The following is a 21,846-nucleotide window of genomic DNA, read 5'->3' as shown; positions in this document are numbered from 1 at the left end:
CCGGCCTGACTTCGGTAGAGCACAGGTTGCTCCTACTTGGCTCAGGCAACTCCGGGGCGACTCGTAGCAGTCACTTCCTGCAGAACCTCTCAGCGTAACGGTTCCACTCTCTGAAGGCTTTGCTGCCTACTATTCCCCATCAATGTCGTTATAACACATATATACTTTTATCATACCTTTGTTGCTGACCTGAGTCAACCTCGGCAGAAGCAAGAAATGCCCCTATCGCTCAAATTAATGAGCAATAAGGGCATTTTCGTTACAGAAGCCTCTATGGAATGTATAACAGCTGTCCTTCCGACACACTTGAGTCGTCCAATCGGTTATACATTACAATTTCCCTCGGATTCATGCTATAGCGTGTAGCGATGACATCAAGCGTCTCGTCCCGCTGCACAATACACATCCGAATTTTCTTAAATTCCTTATCTTCCGAGCGTTTGCCCAGAAATAAGTTTTTCCACTCAATCTCATCGCCGGAAGCCTGTACTCTAGCTTCCTCATCTGCCCGCTGCTGAGCGACTACCTGTTCTGCCGCCTGACGTGCTGCTTGTTCACGCCGACTCGTCTGAAGYAGCGTGAGAATGCCGACGTCTCCTGCCAAACCAGAACCCTCTTGCGGCTGCTTGTTTGTAATTGCGATACGCGGCTCCTGCTTTTCCTGCTCTGGAACAGGAATCTGCTGCTGCGGGAAAGCCTCTGCTACTGGAGCTATTTGAGCTATTGGAGCATCGATTTGTACCGGCTCTTCACGTTCCTCCGCCAGTACTTGCTCGCTTGCTGCTTCAACTGGTGGAATCACTGCGGAATCATTTGCAAACGGCGAGGATGTTGCTAACCAGCCCTCGTTGCTTGTTTGCTGAGAAGATAGTGAAATTTCTCTCTCATCTTCTTGGCTCTCCACATCCTCTTCCTGCGGAGCAGGAGAGGCGAATAACTGCGAAGATGACCAACCTCCACCTGAAGATGAGGAAGAGATGGTTACGGTTGCTTCCTCAGGCTCATCCGATGCATCGGCTATTTGCTCGTTTGAAATCTCCTCTTGCGCAGCAAGCTCAAGTTCTTCCGCTATGTACGATTGTTCAATAGCGGCATTTTGACCATTAAAAGCTTCCACGGCTCGTTCATCATAAACTTCCCGTTGATGAATGACAGTAAAAGGTTCTTCGCGCCAAATGTCCTCCGGCTCCTGAATAGGCTGAGCAGAAATACCGCGCAAAGAAAGAACACCCGTAATGTTTAATGTGCGAGCAGACAAAAGATCGACGTCAAAATTGTCAATTTCAATCGAAATATCATCCAGCCGTGATATTCGGTTCATTGGCAGCGTTATTTCGACCGGTATCCAGTGCTCCAGCGTCAGGGAGTTTTCGGAATCAGTTTGACTCCTATATACCCCGCTAAGCAGAAGCTGCCCTCTAAGCACGGCATGGTCCCCTTGATCGATAACTTGAATACGAGGAACAAGCTCAATTTCCTCCAACTCGTCAATTGCCGCAACATCATCGGGCAAGTGGACGCGCTCATACACATCAAAACGTAATCCGTTCGTTTGATCCGACACGCCTAAATCCTCCCCTCTCATACTGAATGCTTGGTCTAACGTTACATTCACTACTTATCTATATGGTAGGTTGGGCAGGAGCATGACTATCATTTTGAACGGAACTCCATCTCTTCTGAAAGCTGCATCAGCCATTGCGGCCAAGGCGAGGCTGCTTCTATTAGCGAGTCGGTCAGAGGATGAGGAAAAACAAGCTTTTCCCCATGCAGCGCTTGATGCTTCAACTGTGCTGTGCTGCCTCCATACAGACCGTCTCCAAGCAGCGGATGTCCAATATGACTTAAGTGAACCCGAATTTGATGCGTTCGTCCCGTCTCAAGCTTTACACGTATTAGTGACGATCGAGAATTTGCTGCCACAACCTCGTAATGGCTAATTGCTAGATCGCCGTTTTCTGAAACTCTGCGCCTTGCCGGGTGATGTCGATCCTTCCCTATTGGCATATTGATCGTACCCGAAAGCTTTGACATTCGGCCTTGAACGACAGCCATATATTGTCTGTCTATCGCTTTCGCTCTCATCGCCTCATCAAGCTTCCACTGGGCCAAATCATTTTTTGCATATAAAACGGGACCAGACGTATCATCATCCAGCCTGTGGATATGACGTATATTCAGCGGATCGCCTTGGCTCAAAAGATGCCATGCCGCCGCCTCATCCAGCGTTCCGCTTTGACCGGGAGATGATCCATGCACTGCCATGCCAGCTGGCTTGTCAAATACGATGCAGAAATCGTCTTCATATAACACATCTGGCATATTTAGTTTAGTATCCCTGCGCAGGTGACGATATGAAGCATCACTGCGCGGATCTACTGGCGGGAAAGCAAGCAGCTGCAGCTGCTCCCCGTTCCACTGAATGCCTCCAATTGAAAACAACCGATTAATCCACTTCTGCGGAAAAAAGGAACGGGCCAGCAGCCACTGACGCACAAGGTGCGGATGACTGCCAGCCCGCGGCTGCGCAAGCTCCGGCGTTGCTGCCGGATCCTTTTCCGATTCAGGATTAATGGTATCAGAGGACGCAGCGCCAAGAGCAAGCCAGTCTAGCTCCAGCCATTGTCCATTCCTCTTCATCTGACCATCAATCATATAACGTTCCTCCCAATCGTAAACGAAGTAAAAAAACAACTTCGCTTCCTTACGAGCCTCTTGCCTTCATTTCAAAATACAGCGATATTACAAGCGGCTAAACGCAATATCATGCGCTTCAATTGTCGCATCTATATCCTCATTCGTATGAACCCCGGAAACAAACATGCCTTCAAATTGTGAAGGAGCAATGCTTACACCCAAATCAAGCATCGCCGCAAAATAAGCCTTAAAGCGCTCTAGATCGGATGTTTTTGCCGTTTCGAAATTGATGACAAACGTATCCGTGAAGAACGGACAAACCATCGATCCAACACGGTTAATCGTATTTGCAATGCCATGTTTGCGCGCATTCGCTTCAAAACCAAGCTGCAGCCTAACTGCTTGACGCTCCATATGCTCATACACTTCAGGGGTTAGCAGATTCAATGTTGCATAACCTGCCGCCATCGCAAGCGGATTGCCTGATAAGGTTCCCGCTTGATAGATAGGTCCGCTCGGTGCAATCATCTCCATAAGCTCCCGTTTGCCGCCGTATGCGCCGACTGGCAATCCGCCGCCAATAACTTTGCCAAAGCAAGTAAGGTCTGGCGTAATACCGTAAAGTCCTTGCGCGCAGTTATAACCAACACGGAAGCCCGTCATTACCTCGTCAAAAATAAGAACCGCACCGTACTGCGTTGTAATGTCGCGCAACCCTTGCAAGAAACCAGGCAATGGCGGAACAACGCCCATGTTGCCAGCTACCGGTTCAACGATGACACAAGCAATTTCCTCACCGAATTTTTCGAAAGCAAGCTTTACCGATTCAATATCGTTGTATGGTACCGTAATCGTATGCGAAGCTACATGCTCCGGTACACCCGGGCTGTCAGGCAAACCAAGCGTCGCAACGCCTGAGCCTGCTTTAATGAGCAAGCTATCCGCATGACCATGATATGAGCCTTCGAACTTCAAAATCCTGCTTCGTTTCGTATAACCGCGAGCAAGCCGAATGGCGCTCATCGTCGCTTCCGTACCGGAGTTAACCATGCGAACGATATCAACTGAAGGTACTCGCTCGCAAACAAGCTCAGCCATCAATGTTTCAAGCTCTGTTGGGGCGCCGAAGCTTGTCCCCTTCTCTGCCGTACGTTTAATCGCTTCGATCACTTCAGGATGGGCATGACCCATAATGAGAGGGCCCCATGATGCTACATAATCGATATAGCTGTTGCCATCGATATCATAAATGCGGCTGCCTTCTCCCCGCTCCATATAGACAGGGTTCAAGCCCACTGATTTGAATGCTCTAACCGGGCTGTTTACACCGCCTGGCATTACTTTTTTCGCTCTTTCGAAAGCTTCTACTGAGCGCGCATCATTTCTAAGGTTCGACTGTTCACTCATCTGCTTACCCCTCTCCCTTCAACCAACGTGCCGCATCCTTTGCATGGTACGTAATAATGAGATCAGCACCAGCACGCTTCATGCCTAGCAAGGTTTCTAGAACGATCGATTGCTCATCGATCCAGCCATTAGCTGCAGCGGCTTTCACCATCGAGTATTCGGCGCTGACGTTATAAGCGACAACCGGTAAATTATATTTATCCTTAAGCAGCCTCAAAATATCCAAGTAAGCTAAAGCAGGCTTGACCATTAGCATATCGGCACCCTCAGCAATATCTGACTCTGCTTCACGAAGTGCCTCGCGTACGTTAGCTGGGTCCATCTGGTATGTTTTGCGGTCGCCGAATTGTGGAGCCGAATGTGCGGCATCACGGAAAGGGCCGTAGTAAGCCGAAGAAAATTTAACAGAGTAAGACATAATCGGAACATCACTAAAGCCAGCATCATCTAGTCCTTCACGAATAGCAAGCACAAAGCCGTCCATCATATTGGAAGGTGCGATAATGTCTGCTCCTGCTTCCGCTTGCGATACCGCCGTTTGTACGAGCAGATCAAGCGAGGAGTCATTATCCACTTCCGCTATGCCTGTTTCCTCATGCAAATGTACGATGCCGCAATGACCGTGGTCGGTAAATTGGCATAAACAAGTGTCAGCGACAACAACAAGCTCCGGCGCCCACTTCTTCACTGCTTTTATCGCTTGTTGAACGATACCGTTCGCATCATAAGCCGAAGATCCCAAAGCATCTTTATATTCTGGAAGGCCGAACAGCAGCACCGATTGAATGCCGCAAGCAACCACTTCACGAATCTCCTGCTCCAAAAGATCCATCGACAGATGGTATACACCCGGCATTGATGGAATTTCTTCTTTTATATTTACACCATGCGTAACGAAGATCGGATATATAAAATCATTTACACTCAGCACGGTTTCTCTTACCATGCTCCGAAGAGCAGACGTTTTGCGTAATCTGCGATTTCTTACTGTTGGGAAACTCATCACTTAGTATTCCTCCTCGACTAGCTTAGCAAGTTGTTTTTGCTGATAATCAACGATTGCTTTAAGCATACTATCCAGCGTTGAATCTTCTGGCTCAATAGCAACCTTCAAGCCTGCTTCTAGTGCAGTCTTTGTTGTAAGCGGGCCAATACTCGCAATGGGAATGTCCGCTAATAGTTGTACTGGATCTGAAACGCCCTTGCGTCTCAATACCTCAAGCAAATTGGTCACCGTCGATGAACTAGTGAATGTAATCATGTGAATATCTTTCTCGCGAATCCATTCGAGGGCAAGCTCGTCCTGCTCATCGACAATGACCGTTTCATAAACATCGATTTCCGTTGGCACAAGTCCCATTTCCTTCAGCTCACGGGGCAATACCTCGCGTGCAAGATCTCCTCGAGGCAGCAGCACTCGTTCTCCGGCCTTCAGCTGCGGCGCCAGCTTGTCCAGCAAGCCTTCCGCATGGAACTTTACAGGCAGCTCATCAACCACTAAGCCGCGCTTTGCAAGCGCCTCAGCTGTCTTAGGACCAACTGCTGCAATTCTCGCACCAAAAAATCTCCTAATATCGATATTAAATTTACGCAGCCATCCAAAAAAGTACTCCACGCCGTTTACACTCGTAAACATTAGCCACTCATATTTTTCTGCCTGCTCCAACTGTTCCTTTAAGTTAGCTACAACAACGGGGTCCGTTGGTTCAATCGTTTCAATGACTGGAAACTCGCAAGGCTCCCCGCCAAGCGTTTCAATCTGTTCAGCTAGCTCGCTTGCCTGTGCTCTAGCTCGTGTAACGAGTATACGCAAGCCAAATAGCGGCTTGTTCTCATACCATTTCAGCTTCTCTCTCTGCAGTACAACATCGCCTACCACAATGACAGCAGGCGGCTGGAAATTCGCTGCTTTGACAATCCCCTCAATGGTTTCCAGCGTGCCAACAATGGTACGCTGTTCAACTCTCGTTCCCCAGCGAATAAGCGCAACTGGCGTTTTCGGCGGCTTGCCATGCTTCATGAGCTGATCAGAAATATATCCTATTTTGGCAACACCCATTAGAAAAATAAGGGTTCCAGTAGCATTCGTTACTTTATCCCAATGAATGGAGCGGTCAAGCTTATCCGGACTCTCATGACCCGTAATAATGGACAAGGATGATGCCATATCACGATGTGTGACTGGAATGCCTGCGTAAGCGGGAACTGCGATTGCCGAGGTAATGCCTGGCACGATTTCGAACTCGATTCCGTTATCATAAAGAAGCTCGGCTTCTTCTCCAACTCGTCCAAAAATCGTAGGATCTCCGCCTTTCAGACGTGTAACGATCTTGCCTTGCAGCGCCAAATCGACAAGAAGCTGGTTGATTTCCTCCTGCTTCATTGTATGACGGTCTGGCAGCTTGCCGACGTAAATTCTCTCCGCTCCCGGCTTCACGTACCGGAGCAATCTCGGGCTTGCCAAGCGATCGTAAACGACAACCTCACATTCCTCCAAGCATTGCAGTCCGCGCACCGTAATCAGCTTCGGATCTCCCGGTCCGGCGCCAACTAAATATACCTTCCCCTTGTCCAAGCCCGTCATCCCCCAATTTCAGCTAAAATACGGTCTGCGCCGCGTGCAATGAGTGCATCTGCAACATCACGACCAAGCTGTTCAGGATCAATTCCCTTCATCACTTCTTTCAGCAGCGTTGCTCCGTCCGGCGATCCGACCATGCCCGTCAGGATAAGCTCATGTTTCCCGCTTTGGCCTGGGAGCTCATCACCTAATGTGCAATATGCGCCTATCGGCACCTGGCATCCACCATTCAGTGAACCAAGGAAGCTTCGCTCAGCTCGTACCGTAACCTCGGTTTCATCATCGTTAAGAAGGGAAAGCAGCTCTCGAACTTGTTCATCATTCTCGCGGCATTCAATGCCAAGTGCGCCTTGTCCTACAGCAGGCAAGCATACATCAACAGGAATGTTCGCAGATATGCGATCTTCCCATCCCATGCGTTTCAGACCAGCTGCAGCAAGCACAACCGCATCGAAACCTTCGGTTTCTAATTTGCGAATACGGGAATCTATATTGCCCCTTATGGACTCAAGCTGAAGATCAGGTCTCGCGTTTTTAAGCTGGCAGGATCTGCGCAGGCTGCTCGTTCCCACTCTCGCACCTAGAGGCAATTCAGACAATCCGCCGCCTTCACGAGTGATAAGGCAATCTCTAGGATCGACGCGTCTTGGAATCGCTCCATTTATTAACCCTTCTGGAAGCTCATAAGGCATGTCCTTCATGCTGTGAACGGCCAAATCAATTACACCGTCTGCAAGTGCTTGTTCGATTTCCTTAACGAACAGCCCTTTTCCACCTACTTTAGACAGCGTAACATCAAGTATGCGATCACCTTTTGTTACTATTTTTTTCACTTCAAACTTATAATCAAACCCATGCTTCTCACTTATGCGTGTCAGTTCATCGATCACTTGTCCCGTTTGTGTAAGCGCAAGTGCGCTTTGCCTTGTTCCTACCACGATAATTCGTTGTCCTTGGTTAGTTGTTGCCATTATGTAAGCCCCCTGTCTATCCGATGAAGCAAGCTTTGCAGCCATTCATCCATATCAATATTGATCCGCTTTAGCGTCGCTGCCTCTTCGGCCGCAAGCTTCAGCACGGATTGTCTCTCCTGTTCATCAAGCAAGCTGTTTAACACTTTCTCCCGAAAGCGTCGCATTACTATAGTTATTTCTTCGTATTCCGGGCCATAAAGCGCTGCAAGCTCTTTCTTTATTTGCTGAGACAATGCCGGGCTTGCACCTGAAGCAGTAACCGCCAGCAGCAAATCTCCACGCCTGACAATCGAAGGTGAAATAAACGAGCCTTTGTCCGCATCATCCACCGCGTTTACTAAAATGCCAAGCCGATCGGCGGCGGCCGCAATCTCCGCATTTAAACGTTTATCGTTTGTTGCCGCAAACACTAACGATGCACCAGCAAGATCGCCATCATTGTATTCTCGCTGGAACCAGTTGATTTCCCCGTCGGAAGCCAAACTCACGAGTTGAGGAGTTAATGACGGGCTGATGACCCATATTTCATCCGCTCCAGCAGCCAGCAGCCCTTGCAGCTTTCGCTGCGCCACGCTTCCGCCGCCGATTATAACGCAGCGTTTGCCTTTAAGCTGCATGAAAATTGGATATAAACCATTCATTGCCGTCCTTGCCTCCAGCAGTCAATTCTCGTTAATGAAAGGAGGAGAAATAATTAGTAAACAAATTCAGAAGCAGCAAACCAAACGAAATAATATAAAAGCGGGCCAATTGCAATCCGGGACGTTTGAGCATCGCTCTCTGGTACACATAAATAATGTACATGACCAAGGTTCCAAAGGAAGACAGTACCTTCCAGTCAATCAACAACGCAAACCGTCTTTCGACAAGTATAGACGTCACCGCAATCGCAAGCGACATTGCAAACAATGGAACGCCAACAATGACTGCTCGATCTCCATAACGCTCAATCATATCGAGGCTTGGCAATCTGCGCACAAAGTTTGACCAGCGCTTTCGTTTCAGCTGATTATGCAAAAACAAATACATGCCGGCGAACAAAGCGCCTATGGTTAATGCAGCATACGCAAGCAAAACGAGACTGATATGAATGTATAATAGCTCTCTTGTTGTTTCCCAAACTTTAAGCGACTCGCCATTTCCAGGGTCACTATACAGGTTAAGCGCCAACACCGCAAAACCAACAACATTTACAAAAAACACAATGAAATCAATTTTAATAAATCGACTGATCACTAGCGAAATGGTAACTAAAAGCCAAGAAAAGCCTAACCAGTATTCAAAGGTTGATACTTCCGTCATTTGCAAATGAGATACGATGCGAGTAACAAGGTAACCAGTCTGTAATACCCAAACAAAAATAAGCAGCCCTGTACCCATCCGTTTCGCTCTCCGACTTGCATTCATGAAGTCGGAGAAATAAAACAGCAGGCTCAGGGCGTAAATATAAAGTATCGCATCATATAAAAAGTTTTGCGTCTCCATAGCTCCTCCACCTAGCAGCCCTCTACCTTGTAATAGGTGCTAATACCGCCGCAGCTGCATGGGGTTGAACATTTTTCTTTTTTGCAGCAGCGACAGTATCTGTTGCCGCTTCAAGCTCCGCTTGACGCGCTTTAGCAAGATCTTCCTCGAGTGCAAACAGCTTAACGAACATATCCATCGCTTCGTCTGCCCGCTTCTCGCCAGCCATTTCTTTAATTCGTAAAATAGGATCCTGCATCATTTGGTTAACGATGCTTTTTGTTAGCTTACGGATTACTTTAAGCTCATGCTCGCCGAGATCAGGCAATTTATTCGTCAAACTGTTCATCGTTTCCTCGTGAATGCCTGCTGCTTTGGATTGCAAAGTTCGAATAAGGGGAACAACGCCAAGCGTTTTGTACCACTGCTCGAACACTTCAATTTCTTCGGTAATCATCGCTTCAATTTTGGCAGCCTCTTGACGCCTATGCGCGAGATTGCTTTCCACGATGCCCTCTAAATCATCAATATCATACAAGAATACATTATCAACGGCAGCAATCGAAGGGTCCAAATCACGCGGGACCGCAATATCAATCATAAAGAGCGGCTTCGCTTTTCTACGCTGCATAGCTTCTGCAACCTGTTTGCGCGTTAACACATATTCTTTCGAGCCAGTGGAGCTGATAATAATGTCTGCTTCATGAAGCTTATCCACTGCTTCTTCCATCGACCATGCGATTCCATTAAACTTGTCTGCCAGCTGTGTTGCCCGCTCATAGGTGCGATTTACAACAACGACGCGATCTGCGCCATTCGTGTACAGATGCTTGGCAGTCAGTTCGCCCGTTTCACCCGCACCAATGACCATAACCGTTTTTTTGTTGAATTGTCCGAAAATCCGTTTCCCAAGCTCAACGGCAGCGTAGCTCACAGAAACTGCAGATTCGCCAATTGACGTTTCGGAATGGGCACGCTTGGCCATCGTAACCGCCTGTTTAAACAGCATATTAAAAACTGTACCTGTCGTCTTCTGCTGCTGTGCGAGCTGAAAAGCTGTTTTTACTTGTCCCAAAATTTGAGTCTCGCCGATGACCATGGAATCAAGTCCGCTCGTTACTCGGAATAAATGATCAATCGCCTTCTCGTCCTCATACATATATAAATGGTTGGTGAAGTGCTGCCTAGGCAGCTTAAACCACTTCTCCATAAAGCTTCGAATGTAATGCCCGCATAGATGGTGCCTATCTAYAACTGCATAAAGCTCCGTCCGATTGCAGGTCGCTACTATGACACATTCCATTATGCTTTGTGTCTGAATGAGCTGTATTAATGCTTCCGGCAAATCCCGTTCTGCGAACGCAAATTGTTCTCTTACTTCTACGGGAGCCGTTCGGTAATTCAGTCCTACTGCGATAATGTGCATGCGCGGTCACCTGCCTCCTTCTCTTTAAGCGATCAAGCATTGATGTTATCGATAATTATAGCATAGTAAAACATTCAGATAATGTTCATTTATGAATAATATTTGAAAAGTACAGACTCATTATTCCCTTTTACTACAAAGAAATAACCATGGATACCATCCATGGTTATTTCGCTATGARCAATAAGTTTTAAAGCTCTTAAACGAGCTCAGTTTGTTTCATTTTTGGCTCTTCTACTTGCAGTTCGCCCATACCGCGTACAAGCTTCTTCGCATACGTCGCTTTTGGCTTCAGTACAGCGAGCATGTAGTCGATCGCAAGCTGAGGATCTACAGTTTCGCCGCAAGTATAACAATCAAGCGCAGCAAAACCTCTCTCAGGATACGTATGAATCGAGAGGTGACTCTCCGACAGCAGCACGAGCACAGTTGCGCCTTGAGGATCGAATTGTTTGGCTTGAACCGACAATACAGTAGCACCACAAGCCTCTGCAGCCTCTACCATGTGTGATTGCAAAAATTCAGCGCTGTTCAGTAGATCAAAGTCTACACCCCAAGTATCAACAGCAACGTGTCTTCCGAAAGTTGAGTATTCCATCTTCCGGTTCCCCCTTCCTAGGAATAAAATGTTTGAAAAATTTCATCCGCTAGGACCTACGTCATTCACTTCTCGAGGGATTAATCTCTCGCAACATAACAATGTCCTGAGTGAATCCTGGTTCCTATTATTAACATCAACAATCTTTTCAACGAGAATAAAAATAACATCTATCCGGGATAATTGCAATACTTTTTTTCTAAAGGATGGAAATAACCTTTCATTGCCAGCCCCGTTTTCAATGTATGACGTTGAAGCTTATCTCGCAATGGGCTGTGCGATCATCCCGCCATATTATTTTTTGCGTCCTGCGGACTGTATACAGAGATGTGATCCACCTTGCCAGTTGCTTCAGCCAAAATAAATTTAAGCTGATATTGTTTATTGACCTCATAGGTATAAATGTCATCCGTACCGTTAACCGTTTTTTCATCAGCAGACCCAAGCGCGATCTCTATGTCTTTCAATGTAATGCCTTGAAGCTTTTTCGAATAAGATCTTACATCATAAACAAGCATGCCTTTGTTGTATCCAAATGTAATCCCTTTATCTTTGTAGGCAGCGTACATCCCTTTCCCAGCGGATTCGTTGGTATCAGGCTTGCCCCATTTTTTCTCTATATCATCGAATAATGCGATATGGGCAGCATAATCGGAACCTGGAACTTTGCCTTCCTTCGCAAGCGCATAGACTGAGCTGATCGTTTCTCCGGCCTCAGAGCCGCTAGACGGCTCCTCAGCGCCATTACCGCCTGGTTGCTCATTAGGCTGTTCAGAAGGCGGGACGCTTGGCTTGGTGTCCGGTGAAGCCGGTGTACTTGTCTCTGGCTGATTGCTCGGCATCTCCGTTGCCGGCGGCGGCACTTGATCTGCTCCTGTATCCTTATTGCTGCACGCTGTTAAAGATAATGCGATCGCAAATGATATTCCGATAGCAAATTGTTTAAATCGTTTGGTTTGATTCATTCCTATTCATCTCCTTGTTGTATAAAAAACTAAGATGCTATCCACTCGCCTTACCCTGATACTAACTGTTTAAACACGCAAAATGTTGCAAAATTCATAGATGCAATATTTTGAAAACAAAAAAAAGAGGCTGCGAAAGCAGCCTCTTTAATCAAGATTTCCTAAATGGTTTAAGCTTCAAGGATGAAGAGCTTGCGAGTCAGATCGGTTAAACGCTCATCGATTTTGCTAATTTCTTCAGCATCCTTCGTTTGGTTGCGAAGATCTAGCAATTCATTGACTGCATTGCTTAACAATCCGATTTCCCGCTCGATCAAACGACTTTGGAACACACGCTCCAGTTGGCCAAGTGTATCCTTGAATTCGAATACAATGCGCTCCCCTGTGCTCGAGCTTTCGACAATTTGGTGAACGGAACCATTCTTATAATGATAGATCATCGTATAATGACTGTAGATTCGGTTGACGATCGCGTTGCCACGGAAAGCTGAAAGAGCTTTTCGCATAGCATTGGTCAGCCTCGGTTGCACAAGACGGCAAGATAATACGCACACGTAATAGTCTTGTTGACGTTCAAAGGTCAGTCGGACTTCTTCCCTCCCTGCTACATCTTCGAGAACGAGCTCCTGATTCCCATTGTCAAGCACCAACACCTGAAGGTGTATTTGTTGCTCTTCAAATGAACGGATAAACTCAGCCATCTCTTCATTCGTCAATTGCAGTTTGGCATTTACATACTCTGTGGCTAGCCGCTTAGCCATAAAAATCTCCTCAATTCTTTGAACTTGCACGCTTTGGTCTTTAACTTTGGTCTTGTTGCTTAAGTATATTATACGTGATCTTATCATTTTATTCCTGTCGTTCATCCCCGATATTCTCGCATATTCCACAAAATAACGGTAGAATTCACGAGGAATGCCGACTATTTCACTAAATCCTCTGCTTTATAGAATAACTTGCTGGTCTTGCTACCTCATGTAGCAATCGCTTCAGTTATGATGTCCCATAGTTGCTCGCGTCCAAGCCCTAATTCAGACGAGAATAATACGACGGAATCGCTTGGGTCGACTTCAAGCGTTTTTTTGATCATTTTAATATGCTTGTCCCACTTCGACTTCGGAATTTTATCCGCCTTGGTCGCAACGACGCATGTTGGGATTTCATAATGCTTCAGCCATTTGTACATTTGCTGATCGAGCAGAGACGGTTCATGACGAATATCGATGACCAGCAGCTGAAGCTTGAGCGGCTCACGGTCACGGATATAACGTTCAATCATTTCGCCAAACTGCAAGCGCTGAGTTTTGGAAACCTTAGCATAGCCATACCCCGGAAAATCAACCAAATAAATAAGGTCATTCACGCGGTAGTAATTAAGCTGCTGCGTTTTGCCTGGCTGCGAGCTCGTTCTAGCTAAGTTTTTGCGTAAAATAAGTTTATTAATCAATGAAGATTTTCCGACATTCGAACGCCCTGCCAGAGCTATCTCTGGCAAGGCGTCCTCTGGGTATTGATGTGGTTTTACTGCGCTGATGATGAATTCTGCTTGTGTAATTTTCATAAAATCGTTGTACCTGCTTTCTCTTCCGTTTGAACCGGAAGCAACGCATGCTGCAGCACTTCATCCATATGACTGACAGGAAAAAATTGCATATCATGTCGTACGCTATCGGGAATATCCCCTAGATCCCGTTCATTTTCTTTCGGCAACAATATTTTGCGAATGCCTGCACGATGCGCTGCCAGCGATTTTTCCTTCAAACCGCCAATCGGAAGCACGCGGCCTCTGAGCGTAATTTCGCCCGTCATCGCCACTTCCTTATCCACATAGCGGTTTGTAAGCGCGGAGATAAGCGCTGTTGCAATCGTAATGCCTGCTGATGGACCATCCTTTGGAATCGCACCCTCTGGAATATGAATATGAATATCATTTTTCTCATGAAAGCTTGGGTCAATGCCCAGCTCAAGCGCTTTCGAGCGAGTGTAACTGAATGCCGCTTGAGCAGATTCCTTCATGACATCACCTAGTTTACCAGTTAACGTTAGTTTTCCGCTACCCGGCATTACTGTGACTTCAATGACAAGCGTATCTCCACCTACCTCAGTCCACGCAAGACCAGTCACCGCTCCGATCTGATTCTCGCTCTCAGCTAGGCCATAACGGAACTTCGAAGGGCCCAGCAATTCCTTGAGCTCCTCACTCGTAACTTCAAATGGCTCGGAGGATTCCGTTTGCTCATTTGCAACAAATCGTTTCGCTGCCTTACGGCACACTGCTGCAATTTGCTGCTCTAAATTTCGAACGCCGGATTCCCTCGTATATTCCCTAATCAGCTGGAGCAATACCTCTTCCGAGACAATGAGCTGTTCCTCGGTCAAGCCATGTTCCTTTTTCTGCTTCGGCAATAGATAACGATTACCGATTTGCAGCTTCTCAAGCTCCGTATATCCTGGAATATACAAGACCTCCATCCGATCAAGCAGCGGACGAGGAATATTGTGCATCGCATTCGCGGTCGTTACGAACATCACATTAGATAGATCAAATGGCACTTCTACATAATGATCGCTGAACGTGTTGTTTTGTTCTGGATCGAGCACTTCTAGAAGCGCTGAAGCTGGATCTCCACGGAAATCCATCGCCATTTTGTCAATCTCATCCAGCAAAAATACAGGATTTGAAGAACCTGCCGTCTTCATGCCTTGAATAATTCTTCCTGGCATAGCGCCTACATAAGTCCGCCTGTGACCGCGGATCTCTGCTTCGTCTCGCACCCCGCCAAGCGAGATACGCACAAACTTACGACCAAGAGATTTGGCAATCGAACGGGCAAGCGAAGTTTTACCAACACCCGGCGGGCCTACCAAGCAAAGGATTGGACCCTTTAGCTGCTTGACTAGCTTCTGAACCGCCAAATATTCAAGCACCCGCTCTTTCGGCTTTTCTAGACCATAATGGTCATCATTAAGAATCGCTTCTGCTTTGCTCAAGCTTAAATCATCTTCGGTCGTCTTGCTCCAAGGCAAAGAAAGCAGCCAATCGATATAATTGCGAATGACGCCGCCTTCTGCAGAGGTGGACGGCATTTTCTCGAGTCGATCAATTTCCTTCTCGATCTTCTCTTTCACGAGATCAGGCACGCCTGCCTCGGCCAGCTGCGCACGCAGCTCCTCGACCTCGCCAGCACGGCCTTCCTTCTCTCCGAGCTCCTTCTGGATCGCCTTCATTTGCTCGCGCAAATAATATTCCTTTTGCGTCTTTTCCATCTGTTTCTTGACGCGTTGGTTTATTTTGCGCTCAAGCTCCAGCACTTCGCGCTCGTTGTTCAAGATGTCGAGCAGCTTCTCTAGTCGAGCTCCGACATCTACGGTTTCAAGAATATCCTGCTTATCCTTGATTTTCAGCGAAAGATGGCTCGTAATGACATCCGCAAGGCGGCCCGGATCATCAATGTCGGAAACCGCCGCATAGGTTTCAGGCGTAACCTTCTTCGATAATGAAATATAATGCTCGAATTGGTTCAAGACCGAGCGCATAAGCGCATCGACTTCAGGATCATCCGTCTCCTGCTCCGGCAATTCTTTTACAGATACTTCATAAAACTCGTCGTTCGGCAAATAGTCCAAAATCTCAGCACGCGATACGCCTTCCACCAGCACACGGATCGTGCCGTTAGGCAGCTTCAGCATTTGCCTTACTTTTGCTATGGTGCCAACTTTATATATATCTTCCTCAGTCGGCTCCTCAATGTTCACTTCAGACTGTGAACAAAGCAATATCATATGATCTTCGACCATCGAGCGTTCTAACGCTCGAACCGATTTGTCCCTACCCACATCAAGGTGGAGCACCATGCTGGGATAAACGAGTAGCCCTCTAAGCGGAAGCAAGGGCAGCCGACGACCTTTCGATTTACTAGGTCCCACACCAGCACCTCCAATTGTTAACGTCTACCCTAGTTTATCATTCTACGGAATCAGCCTGCAAATACGGAACGGCTGAAGCGATAAAAAGATCGGTTCCAAGCGGAGCTTCGACCCGCACAGGGGACACTTCAGTATCTGGAAACACAAACTTGAACACTTCTTCCACCTTTTCGACAGGAATGACCTTAAGACCTTCCAAGTCTGCAAAAATCGCTTGCCAGTTCTCCCTCGGAATAATGACTGTTTTCGCACCAGCTTGGAAAGCTGCCTCAACTTTAGCTAATACGCCGCCAACTGGTTTTACGTTTCCATGTATGCCAACTTCACCTGTCATGGCCAGTTTATTGTCAATTGGAATGCCTTTTATTGCTGATGTAATAGCTGTTGCCATCGCAATACCGGCAGAAGGGCCATCAATTGGCGTACCGCCAGGGAAGTTGATATGCAAGTCAAAATCCTGCGGATTAAGCCCGATACGTCTCAAAACTGTAATTACGTTTTCGACTGAGCCCTTTGCCATACTTTTTCTTCTAAGCGTCCGCGATCCTCCGCCAAGCTCCTCTTCGTCTACAACGCCTGTTATTGTAAACAGACCTTTGCCAGAAGCAGCAGGAATTGCGCTTACTTCGATTTCGAGCAGCGTGCCCATATTTGGACCATATACAGCAAGGCCATTTACGAAACCGATTTGCGGTGCATCCGGCACCTTGCGATCTGGACGCGGTGGAATTTGACTGCTGTTTACAACCCATTCAATATCGCCCGCAGCGATGCTGTCCCTTTTTTCGGATAGAGCTACACCCGCAGCTAGCTGAATGACGTTAACCGCTTCGCGTCCGTTCGTCGCATATCGCTTGACGACATCGATCGCTTCAGGACAAGGAGCAAAGCCAATTTTTTTCACTGCGTTTTCTGCTACTAAGCCAATCTCCTCAGCAAGCAGCGGACGAAAAAACACCTCCATGCAGCGCGAACGGATAGCTGGCGGAATTTCCTGCGGCGACCGTGTTGTTGCACCGACTAGACGGAAATCAGCAGGCAGGCCGTTTTGGAAGATATCATGAATATACACTGGTATATTCGAATCCTCCGAATTATAATACGCGCTCTCCAGAAACACTTTACGATCTTCCAGTACCTTTAACAATTTATTCATTTGAATCGGATGCAATTCACCTATTTCGTCAATAAACAAGATCCCGCCATGCGCCTTCGTCACAGCGCCTGGCTTAGGTTGAGGAATACCTGCTACACCCATCGCACCTGCACCTTGATAAATAGGATCATGAACCGAGCCGATTAGCGGATCAGCTATTCCGCGCTCATCAAACCTAGCGGTTGTCGCATCGATCTCTGTAAATTTCGCTTCAGGCAAAAACGGCGAGGATGGATTTTTTTTGGCTTCCTCCAGCACGACACGCGCCGCAGCGGTCTTCCCAACACCTGGAGGGCCATAAATGATAACATGCTGAGGGTTTGCGCTGCACAGCGCCGCCTTTAAGGCACGCAGACCGTCACGTTGGCCAACAATGTCCTGCATCGCTTGCGGCCTTGTCTTCTCCGATAAGGGCTTCGTAAGCGATACACTCCTAAGCTTTCTGAGCTTGTCCATCTCCTTGCGAGACTCACGATCAACGGCCGAGCGGTTCGTCTTCTGATTGCGCAGCAAATTCCAGAAATACAAGCCGATAACAACTGCAAAAAACACTTGAATCAACATTAATACAACACTTAAACTCATTAGTAATCCGCTCCTTTCAAGCGTAAACGGCTGAAACCGTCTAAATAGTGTAGGCTCGTTTCGCGTAGAAATATAAGCTTTTTATGAAAATAATCATCTATTTTCATTCTTATATTTCAAGCGTAAACGGCTGTAGCCGATGAAATAGTGTAAACTTCGTTTCACGTAGAAATATAAGATTCTTATGAAAATAATCATCTATTTTCATCCTTATATTTCAAGCGTAAACGGCTGTAGCCGATGAAATAGTGTAGGCTCGTTTCGCGTAGAAATATAAGATTCTTATGAAAATGATCAGCTATTTTCATTCTAATATTTCAAGCGTAAACGGCTGTAGCCATTTGAATAGTGACGATCATTTCCGCAGGAATATAATCCTTAAATGGAAATAATAATTAATTATCTTGCTTCATTTTCATACCTTTCTAGCTAATCATGCAACTACAAGAAGGCTTAAGAGAAGAACTTAGACCTGCTTCGTTGATTTCAATGTACATAGCTAACCTTAATAAACATGCGTATAAAATAGTATTGCCTCTACGATGTGGTAATAACCGTTAATGCTGTTATTTTTCACAAGCAATTCTCTTTATTTCGAAACCTCGGGTTGGGAAAGGGGAAATTACTTTAGCGAAGCTCGTCACTTAGAGGAATATCCTATTATCACGAAAAGTATAAAGTACAATATAAGCCTAACATCACATTCATCATAGGAAGCGTTAAACAAAACTTCCCTCCTTTTTATCAACAAAAAAAAGGCTTACTCACGTCTGCAAATGACGTAAATAAACCTTTTCATAAATGATTATGCAGGTGTATGATGCTTGCGGCCAGGTATTTCGCCCGTCGCTTCAAAAACGCGTACGATTTCGTCAATTTCCTTCTTTAGCTCAGACAGCAATTCAGCTTCTGGCACCTTGCGAATGAGCTCCCCATAACGGAAAAGCATGCCCTCGCCTCTAGCGCCAGCGATACCGATATCCGCTTCACGAGCCTCGCCTGGACCATTGACCGCACAACCAAGCACAGAAACCTTGATTGGCACTTTAATTTTTGAAATATAATCTTCTACCTCATTTGCAATCGAAAACAGATCGATATCTAGACGACCGCAAGTAGGGCAGGAAACGAGTGTTGCAGCATTTGTAATTAGACCAAAGGTTTTAAGAAGCTCACGAGCAACCTTGACTTCCTCTACCGTGTCAGCGCTAAGGCTGATACGCAGCGTGTTGCCAATGCCAAGCGCGAGCAAAGCACCAATACCAGCGGAGCTCTTAATCGTGCCTGTGTGCAGCGTTCCAGCTTCTGTAATGCCTAGGTGGAGCGGATACTTAATGACTTTTGCCGCCATCGAGTAAGCAGCAATGGCCATTGGAACATCCGATGCTTTAAGAGATACGATAATATCGTGGAAATCGAGCTCCTCCAAAATACCGATATGGAACAACGCGCTCTCTACCATTGCTTCCGGCGTCGGGTAACCGTACTTTTCTAGCAAATGGTTTTCTAATGAACCAGCGTTGACGCCAATCCGGATCGGGATGCCTTTTTCCTTACAAGCCTTAACAACCGCTTCGATGCGTTCGCGGCGACCGATGTTGCCCGGATTAATCCGCACTTTGTCGATGCCGTTCTCGATAGCTAGCAGTGCCAAGCGATAATCAAAATGAATATCCGCAACTAGCGGAATATGAATGCGTTTCTTGATTTCCTTAATCGCTTCCGCCGCTTCCTTGTTGTTGACAGTAACCCGGACAAGCTGGCAGCCAGCTTCTTCAAGTCCTAGTATTTCCGCAACAGTAGCTTCGACATCAGCAGTCTTCGTCGTACACATACTTTGAATAATCACTTCGTTACTGCCGCCAATCGTTAGATTGCCGACTTTAACCGGTACCGTATCTTGACGTAAGTACATAAGCTTATCTCTCCCATGAACGGCAAAGTCCACCCTTTGACTGGCGGTTTTAGAAACCGCGCGGCTGGGTGGAAACAATGACGGTAGTCAAGCGTAAACGGCTGCTCCCATTCCATTACAATGTAGCGGAAACAGCTCGTTTCGCGGTCATATATAAGTTAAGTTATAAGCCTAGACTTATAGCTTCTTATATTGGAGTGCTGGCTTACGCACTCTCTTCTTTCTTCTTGCTTTTCTTAGCGGTAAGCTCAGGCATGATTTTTTCTTGAACGGTTTGCTCAGTGATTAGGCATGTACTTAGATCATCGCGTGATGGTACCTCGTACATAACTTCCAGCATAATGCTTTCAATAATCGCACGCAAGCCACGAGCTCCGGTGTTGCGCTTAATTGCCTCTTTCGCAATAGCATCAAGTGCAGCCGGTTCGAAATCAAGCTTCACATTGTCCATTTCAAGCAGCTTCTGATATTGCTTCACAAGCGCGTTCTTCGGCTCGGATAAAATCCGAACGAGTGCAGGCTCATCAAGCGGCTCAAGCGTTGAAATGATAGGCAGACGGCCTACAAACTCCGGAATCAAACCGAATTTGAGCAGATCCTCTGGCAATACCATCGTGAGGTATTCACCAGCTTTAAGATCCTTCTGCAATTCGCCTGTAGAGCTAAAGCCGATAACTTTCTTACCGATACGACGTTTGATCAATGATTCGAGGCCATCGAATGCGCCGCCGCAAATGAACAAAATATTCGTTGTATCGATTTGAATGAATTCTTGATGCGGATGCTTGCGCCCACCTTGCGGAGGAACGGATGCAACTGTACCTTCCAATATTTTGAGCAATGCTTGCTGAACACCTTCACCAGAAACATCGCGCGTAATGGATGGGTTTTCCGATTTGCGAGCTACTTTATCGATCTCATCGATATAAATAATGCCGCGTTCCGCTTTTTCCACATCATAATCTGCAGCTTGAATGAGCTTAAGCAAAATGTTCTCAACGTCTTCGCCCACATAACCTGCTTCTGTTAGCGAAGTTGCATCTGCAATTGCAAATGGAACATTCAAAATTTTAGCCATCGTTTGAGCTAGCAGCGTTTTACCTGAGCCCGTAGGACCTAGCAGCAAAATGTTACTCTTTTGCAATTCTACGTCTTCGATTTTGCTTCCGGAATTAATCCGTTTGTAATGGTTATAAACCGCTACAGACAACGATTTTTTCGCAAACTCTTGACCGATGACATAAGAATCCAGAATAGCCCGGATATCTTTCGGTTTCGGAATATCCTTAAGATCAAGCTCTTCCTCATTGCCGAGTTCTTCCTCAACAATTTCGGTACAAAGCTCAATGCACTCATCGCATATATAGACGCCAGGACCGGCAACCAATTTACGTACTTGATCCTGCGATTTGCCGCAGAAAGAACATTTCAACTGGCCTTTTTCGTCGTTGAATTTAAACATGTAATCACCCCTTCGATTAAATCGTCGATACCGGTGCAGTAATCACCTTGTCAATCAAACCGTAGGCAAGAGCCTCTTCCGCGCTCATGAAGTTGTCACGGTCGGTATCTCGGTCGATTTTTTCATAAGGCTGTCCGGTGCGGTCTACGTAAATTTGGTTTAGCTTTTGTTTCGTTTTCAAAATCCAATCAGCATGGATTTTGATATCAGATGCTTGACCGCGTACGCCGCCAAGTGGTTGATGGATCATAACCTCAGCGTTAGGAAGCGCAAAACGCTTGCCCTTCGCTCCCGCTGTAAGAAGCAGCGAACCCATGCTTGCTGCCATGCCCATACAAATCGTGGACACCTCAGGCTTAATATATTGCATCGTATCAAAAATACCCATTCCCGCAGTCACGGAGCCGCCGGGAGAGTTAATGTATAGATGAATGTCTTTCTCTGGGTCGTCGGCCGCCAGAAACAGCAGCTGTGCAATGATGGAGTTTGCAACATCATCATCGATTGCGCTCCCAAGGAAAATGATACGGTCCTTCAGCAAACGGGAGTAAATATCGTAAGAACGTTCCCCGCGATTCGTTTGTTCGACTACGATCGGTACTAGATTCATGCGACCAACCTCTTTTCGTTTATGACTTTGGTTACTTACTTATTGTAACACGTCATCGTATTCATGTCATTTTTCCACTAATACATTATACGACGCCGGCCGTTCGATATGTACGGAGTTTAGCCTCCAAAACAAGCAC

18 protein-coding genes and 1 other annotated feature (1 of these 19 cut by a window edge) are annotated in these 21,846 nt (G+C 46.6%); all 18 genes read right to left on the bottom strand.

Going from position 1 to position 21,846, the window contains the following annotated elements:
* Positions 1 to 152 (bottom strand) — a binding site (T-box leader) (it extends 89 nt beyond the left edge of the window).
* 119 nt (positions 153 to 271) lie between these two features.
* The 18 genes from AC1DPK_RS24575 to clpP all read right to left on the bottom strand — a co-directional run bounded on the left by AC1DPK_RS24575 (position 272) and on the right by clpP (position 21,707).
* Positions 272 to 1,564 carry a LysM peptidoglycan-binding domain-containing protein gene (locus AC1DPK_RS24575; protein WP_441875749.1) on the bottom strand — a complete coding sequence of 431 codons (1,293 nt, stop codon included), beginning with the start codon at positions 1,562 to 1,564 and terminating at the stop codon, positions 272 to 274.
* Positions 1,565 to 1,653: 89 nt separating this feature from the next.
* Positions 1,654 to 2,655 (bottom strand): RluA family pseudouridine synthase, encoded by a 1,002-nt coding sequence (locus AC1DPK_RS24570; protein ID WP_477511920.1) that lies wholly within the window; start codon positions 2,653 to 2,655, stop codon positions 1,654 to 1,656.
* An 87-nt stretch (positions 2,656 to 2,742) separates the two neighbouring features.
* Complete coding sequence (gene hemL, locus AC1DPK_RS24565) at positions 2,743 to 4,044, bottom strand: glutamate-1-semialdehyde 2,1-aminomutase (protein WP_477511919.1); 1,302 nt, start codon at positions 4,042 to 4,044, stop codon at positions 2,743 to 2,745.
* Between the two features lie 4 nt (positions 4,045 to 4,048).
* A complete protein-coding gene (gene hemB, locus AC1DPK_RS24560; RefSeq protein WP_076271668.1) occupies positions 4,049 to 5,047 on the bottom strand; it encodes a porphobilinogen synthase in 999 nt (332 codons plus the stop codon).
* Between the two features lie 3 nt (positions 5,048 to 5,050).
* Positions 5,051 to 6,619: a uroporphyrinogen-III C-methyltransferase gene (cobA, locus tag AC1DPK_RS24555; RefSeq protein ID WP_477511918.1), complete on the bottom strand. Its 1,569-nt coding sequence runs from the start codon at positions 6,617 to 6,619 to the stop codon at positions 5,051 to 5,053.
* A gap of 5 nt (positions 6,620 to 6,624) precedes the next feature.
* Complete coding sequence (gene hemC, locus AC1DPK_RS24550) at positions 6,625 to 7,596, bottom strand: hydroxymethylbilane synthase (protein ID WP_339207845.1); 972 nt, start codon at positions 7,594 to 7,596, stop codon at positions 6,625 to 6,627.
* Entirely contained in the window at positions 7,596 to 8,240 is a 645-nt protein-coding gene (locus tag AC1DPK_RS24545) for a precorrin-2 dehydrogenase/sirohydrochlorin ferrochelatase family protein (protein ID WP_477511917.1), read from the bottom strand. The genes hemC and AC1DPK_RS24545 overlap by 1 nt, the downstream gene beginning before the upstream one ends.
* Before the next feature lie 31 nt (positions 8,241 to 8,271).
* A complete protein-coding gene (locus AC1DPK_RS24540) occupies positions 8,272 to 9,084 on the bottom strand; it encodes a cytochrome C assembly family protein (RefSeq protein WP_076271657.1) in 813 nt (270 codons plus the stop codon).
* 22 nt (positions 9,085 to 9,106) lie between these two features.
* The gene (gene hemA / locus AC1DPK_RS24535) at positions 9,107 to 10,489 is read right to left on the bottom strand and encodes a glutamyl-tRNA reductase (protein WP_477511916.1); all 1,383 of its coding nucleotides are present in this window, start codon (positions 10,487 to 10,489) and stop codon (positions 9,107 to 9,109) included.
* Positions 10,490 to 10,688: 199 nt separating this feature from the next.
* Complete coding sequence (gene speD / locus AC1DPK_RS24530) at positions 10,689 to 11,087, bottom strand: adenosylmethionine decarboxylase (protein ID WP_054027216.1); 399 nt, start codon at positions 11,085 to 11,087, stop codon at positions 10,689 to 10,691.
* A 281-nt stretch (positions 11,088 to 11,368) separates the two neighbouring features.
* Entirely contained in the window at positions 11,369 to 12,052 is a 684-nt protein-coding gene (locus AC1DPK_RS24525; RefSeq protein ID WP_477511915.1) for a YjgB family protein, read from the bottom strand.
* A 170-nt stretch (positions 12,053 to 12,222) separates the two neighbouring features.
* On the bottom strand, positions 12,223 to 12,813 hold the full coding sequence (locus tag AC1DPK_RS24520; protein ID WP_339207840.1) for a non-ribosomal peptide synthetase module: 591 nt from the start codon (positions 12,811 to 12,813) through the stop codon (positions 12,223 to 12,225).
* Positions 12,814 to 13,025: 212 nt separating this feature from the next.
* A complete protein-coding gene (gene yihA / locus AC1DPK_RS24515; RefSeq protein ID WP_076271653.1) occupies positions 13,026 to 13,613 on the bottom strand; it encodes a ribosome biogenesis GTP-binding protein YihA/YsxC in 588 nt (195 codons plus the stop codon).
* Entirely contained in the window at positions 13,610 to 15,979 is a 2,370-nt protein-coding gene (gene lon, locus AC1DPK_RS24510; RefSeq protein WP_477511914.1) for an endopeptidase La, read from the bottom strand. Before lon ends, yihA begins: the two co-directional genes overlap by 4 nt.
* Positions 15,980 to 16,016: 37 nt before the next feature.
* Positions 16,017 to 17,720 carry an ATP-dependent protease LonB gene (lonB, locus tag AC1DPK_RS24505; RefSeq protein ID WP_339207835.1) on the bottom strand — a complete coding sequence of 568 codons (1,704 nt, stop codon included), beginning with the start codon at positions 17,718 to 17,720 and terminating at the stop codon, positions 16,017 to 16,019.
* 805 nt (positions 17,721 to 18,525) lie between these two features.
* Positions 18,526 to 19,635, bottom strand: a complete 1,110-nt coding sequence (gene ispG / locus AC1DPK_RS24500) for a flavodoxin-dependent (E)-4-hydroxy-3-methylbut-2-enyl-diphosphate synthase (protein ID WP_054027210.1) — start codon at positions 19,633 to 19,635, stop codon at positions 18,526 to 18,528.
* Positions 19,636 to 19,840: 205 nt separating this feature from the next.
* Positions 19,841 to 21,097 (bottom strand): ATP-dependent protease ATP-binding subunit ClpX, encoded by a 1,257-nt coding sequence (gene clpX, locus AC1DPK_RS24495; protein ID WP_076271649.1) that lies wholly within the window; start codon positions 21,095 to 21,097, stop codon positions 19,841 to 19,843.
* Between the two features lie 16 nt (positions 21,098 to 21,113).
* Positions 21,114 to 21,707, bottom strand: coding sequence for an ATP-dependent Clp endopeptidase proteolytic subunit ClpP (gene clpP, locus AC1DPK_RS24490; protein WP_053374767.1), 594 nt, complete (start codon positions 21,705 to 21,707; stop codon positions 21,114 to 21,116).
* Positions 21,708 to 21,846: the final 139 nt, after the last annotated feature.

The sequence above is a fragment of the Paenibacillus sp. 01T424 genome (assembly GCF_056398745.1).
Note: the sequence above shows the minus strand (reverse complement) of the source record. Positions and strands in the feature narration are given on the sequence as shown.

Coding starts and splice junctions, on each gene's coding strand:
- AC1DPK_RS24570 (WP_477511920.1), bottom strand. CDS start 2,655: ATGATTGATGGTCAGATGAAGAGGAATGGACAATGGCTGGAGCTAGAC.
- yihA (WP_076271653.1), bottom strand. CDS start 13,613: ATGAAAATTACACAAGCAGAATTCATCATCAGCGCAGTAAAACCACAT.
- AC1DPK_RS24525 (WP_477511915.1), bottom strand. CDS start 12,052: ATGAATCAAACCAAACGATTTAAACAATTTGCTATCGGAATATCATTT.
- lonB (WP_339207835.1), bottom strand. CDS start 17,720: ATGAGTTTAAGTGTTGTATTAATGTTGATTCAAGTGTTTTTTGCAGTT.
- AC1DPK_RS24540 (WP_076271657.1), bottom strand. CDS start 9,084: ATGGAGACGCAAAACTTTTTATATGATGCGATACTTTATATTTACGCC.
- hemC (WP_339207845.1), bottom strand. CDS start 7,596: ATGGCAACAACTAACCAAGGACAACGAATTATCGTGGTAGGAACAAGG.
- hemB (WP_076271668.1), bottom strand. CDS start 5,047: ATGAGTTTCCCAACAGTAAGAAATCGCAGATTACGCAAAACGTCTGCT.
- ispG (WP_054027210.1), bottom strand. CDS start 19,635: ATGTACTTACGTCAAGATACGGTACCGGTTAAAGTCGGCAATCTAACG.
- clpX (WP_076271649.1), bottom strand. CDS start 21,097: ATGTTTAAATTCAACGACGAAAAAGGCCAGTTGAAATGTTCTTTCTGC.
- clpP (WP_053374767.1), bottom strand. CDS start 21,707: ATGAATCTAGTACCGATCGTAGTCGAACAAACGAATCGCGGGGAACGT.
- speD (WP_054027216.1), bottom strand. CDS start 11,087: ATGGAATACTCAACTTTCGGAAGACACGTTGCTGTTGATACTTGGGGT.
- hemL (WP_477511919.1), bottom strand. CDS start 4,044: ATGAGTGAACAGTCGAACCTTAGAAATGATGCGCGCTCAGTAGAAGCT.
- AC1DPK_RS24545 (WP_477511917.1), bottom strand. CDS start 8,240: ATGAATGGTTTATATCCAATTTTCATGCAGCTTAAAGGCAAACGCTGC.
- AC1DPK_RS24520 (WP_339207840.1), bottom strand. CDS start 12,813: ATGGCTAAGCGGCTAGCCACAGAGTATGTAAATGCCAAACTGCAATTG.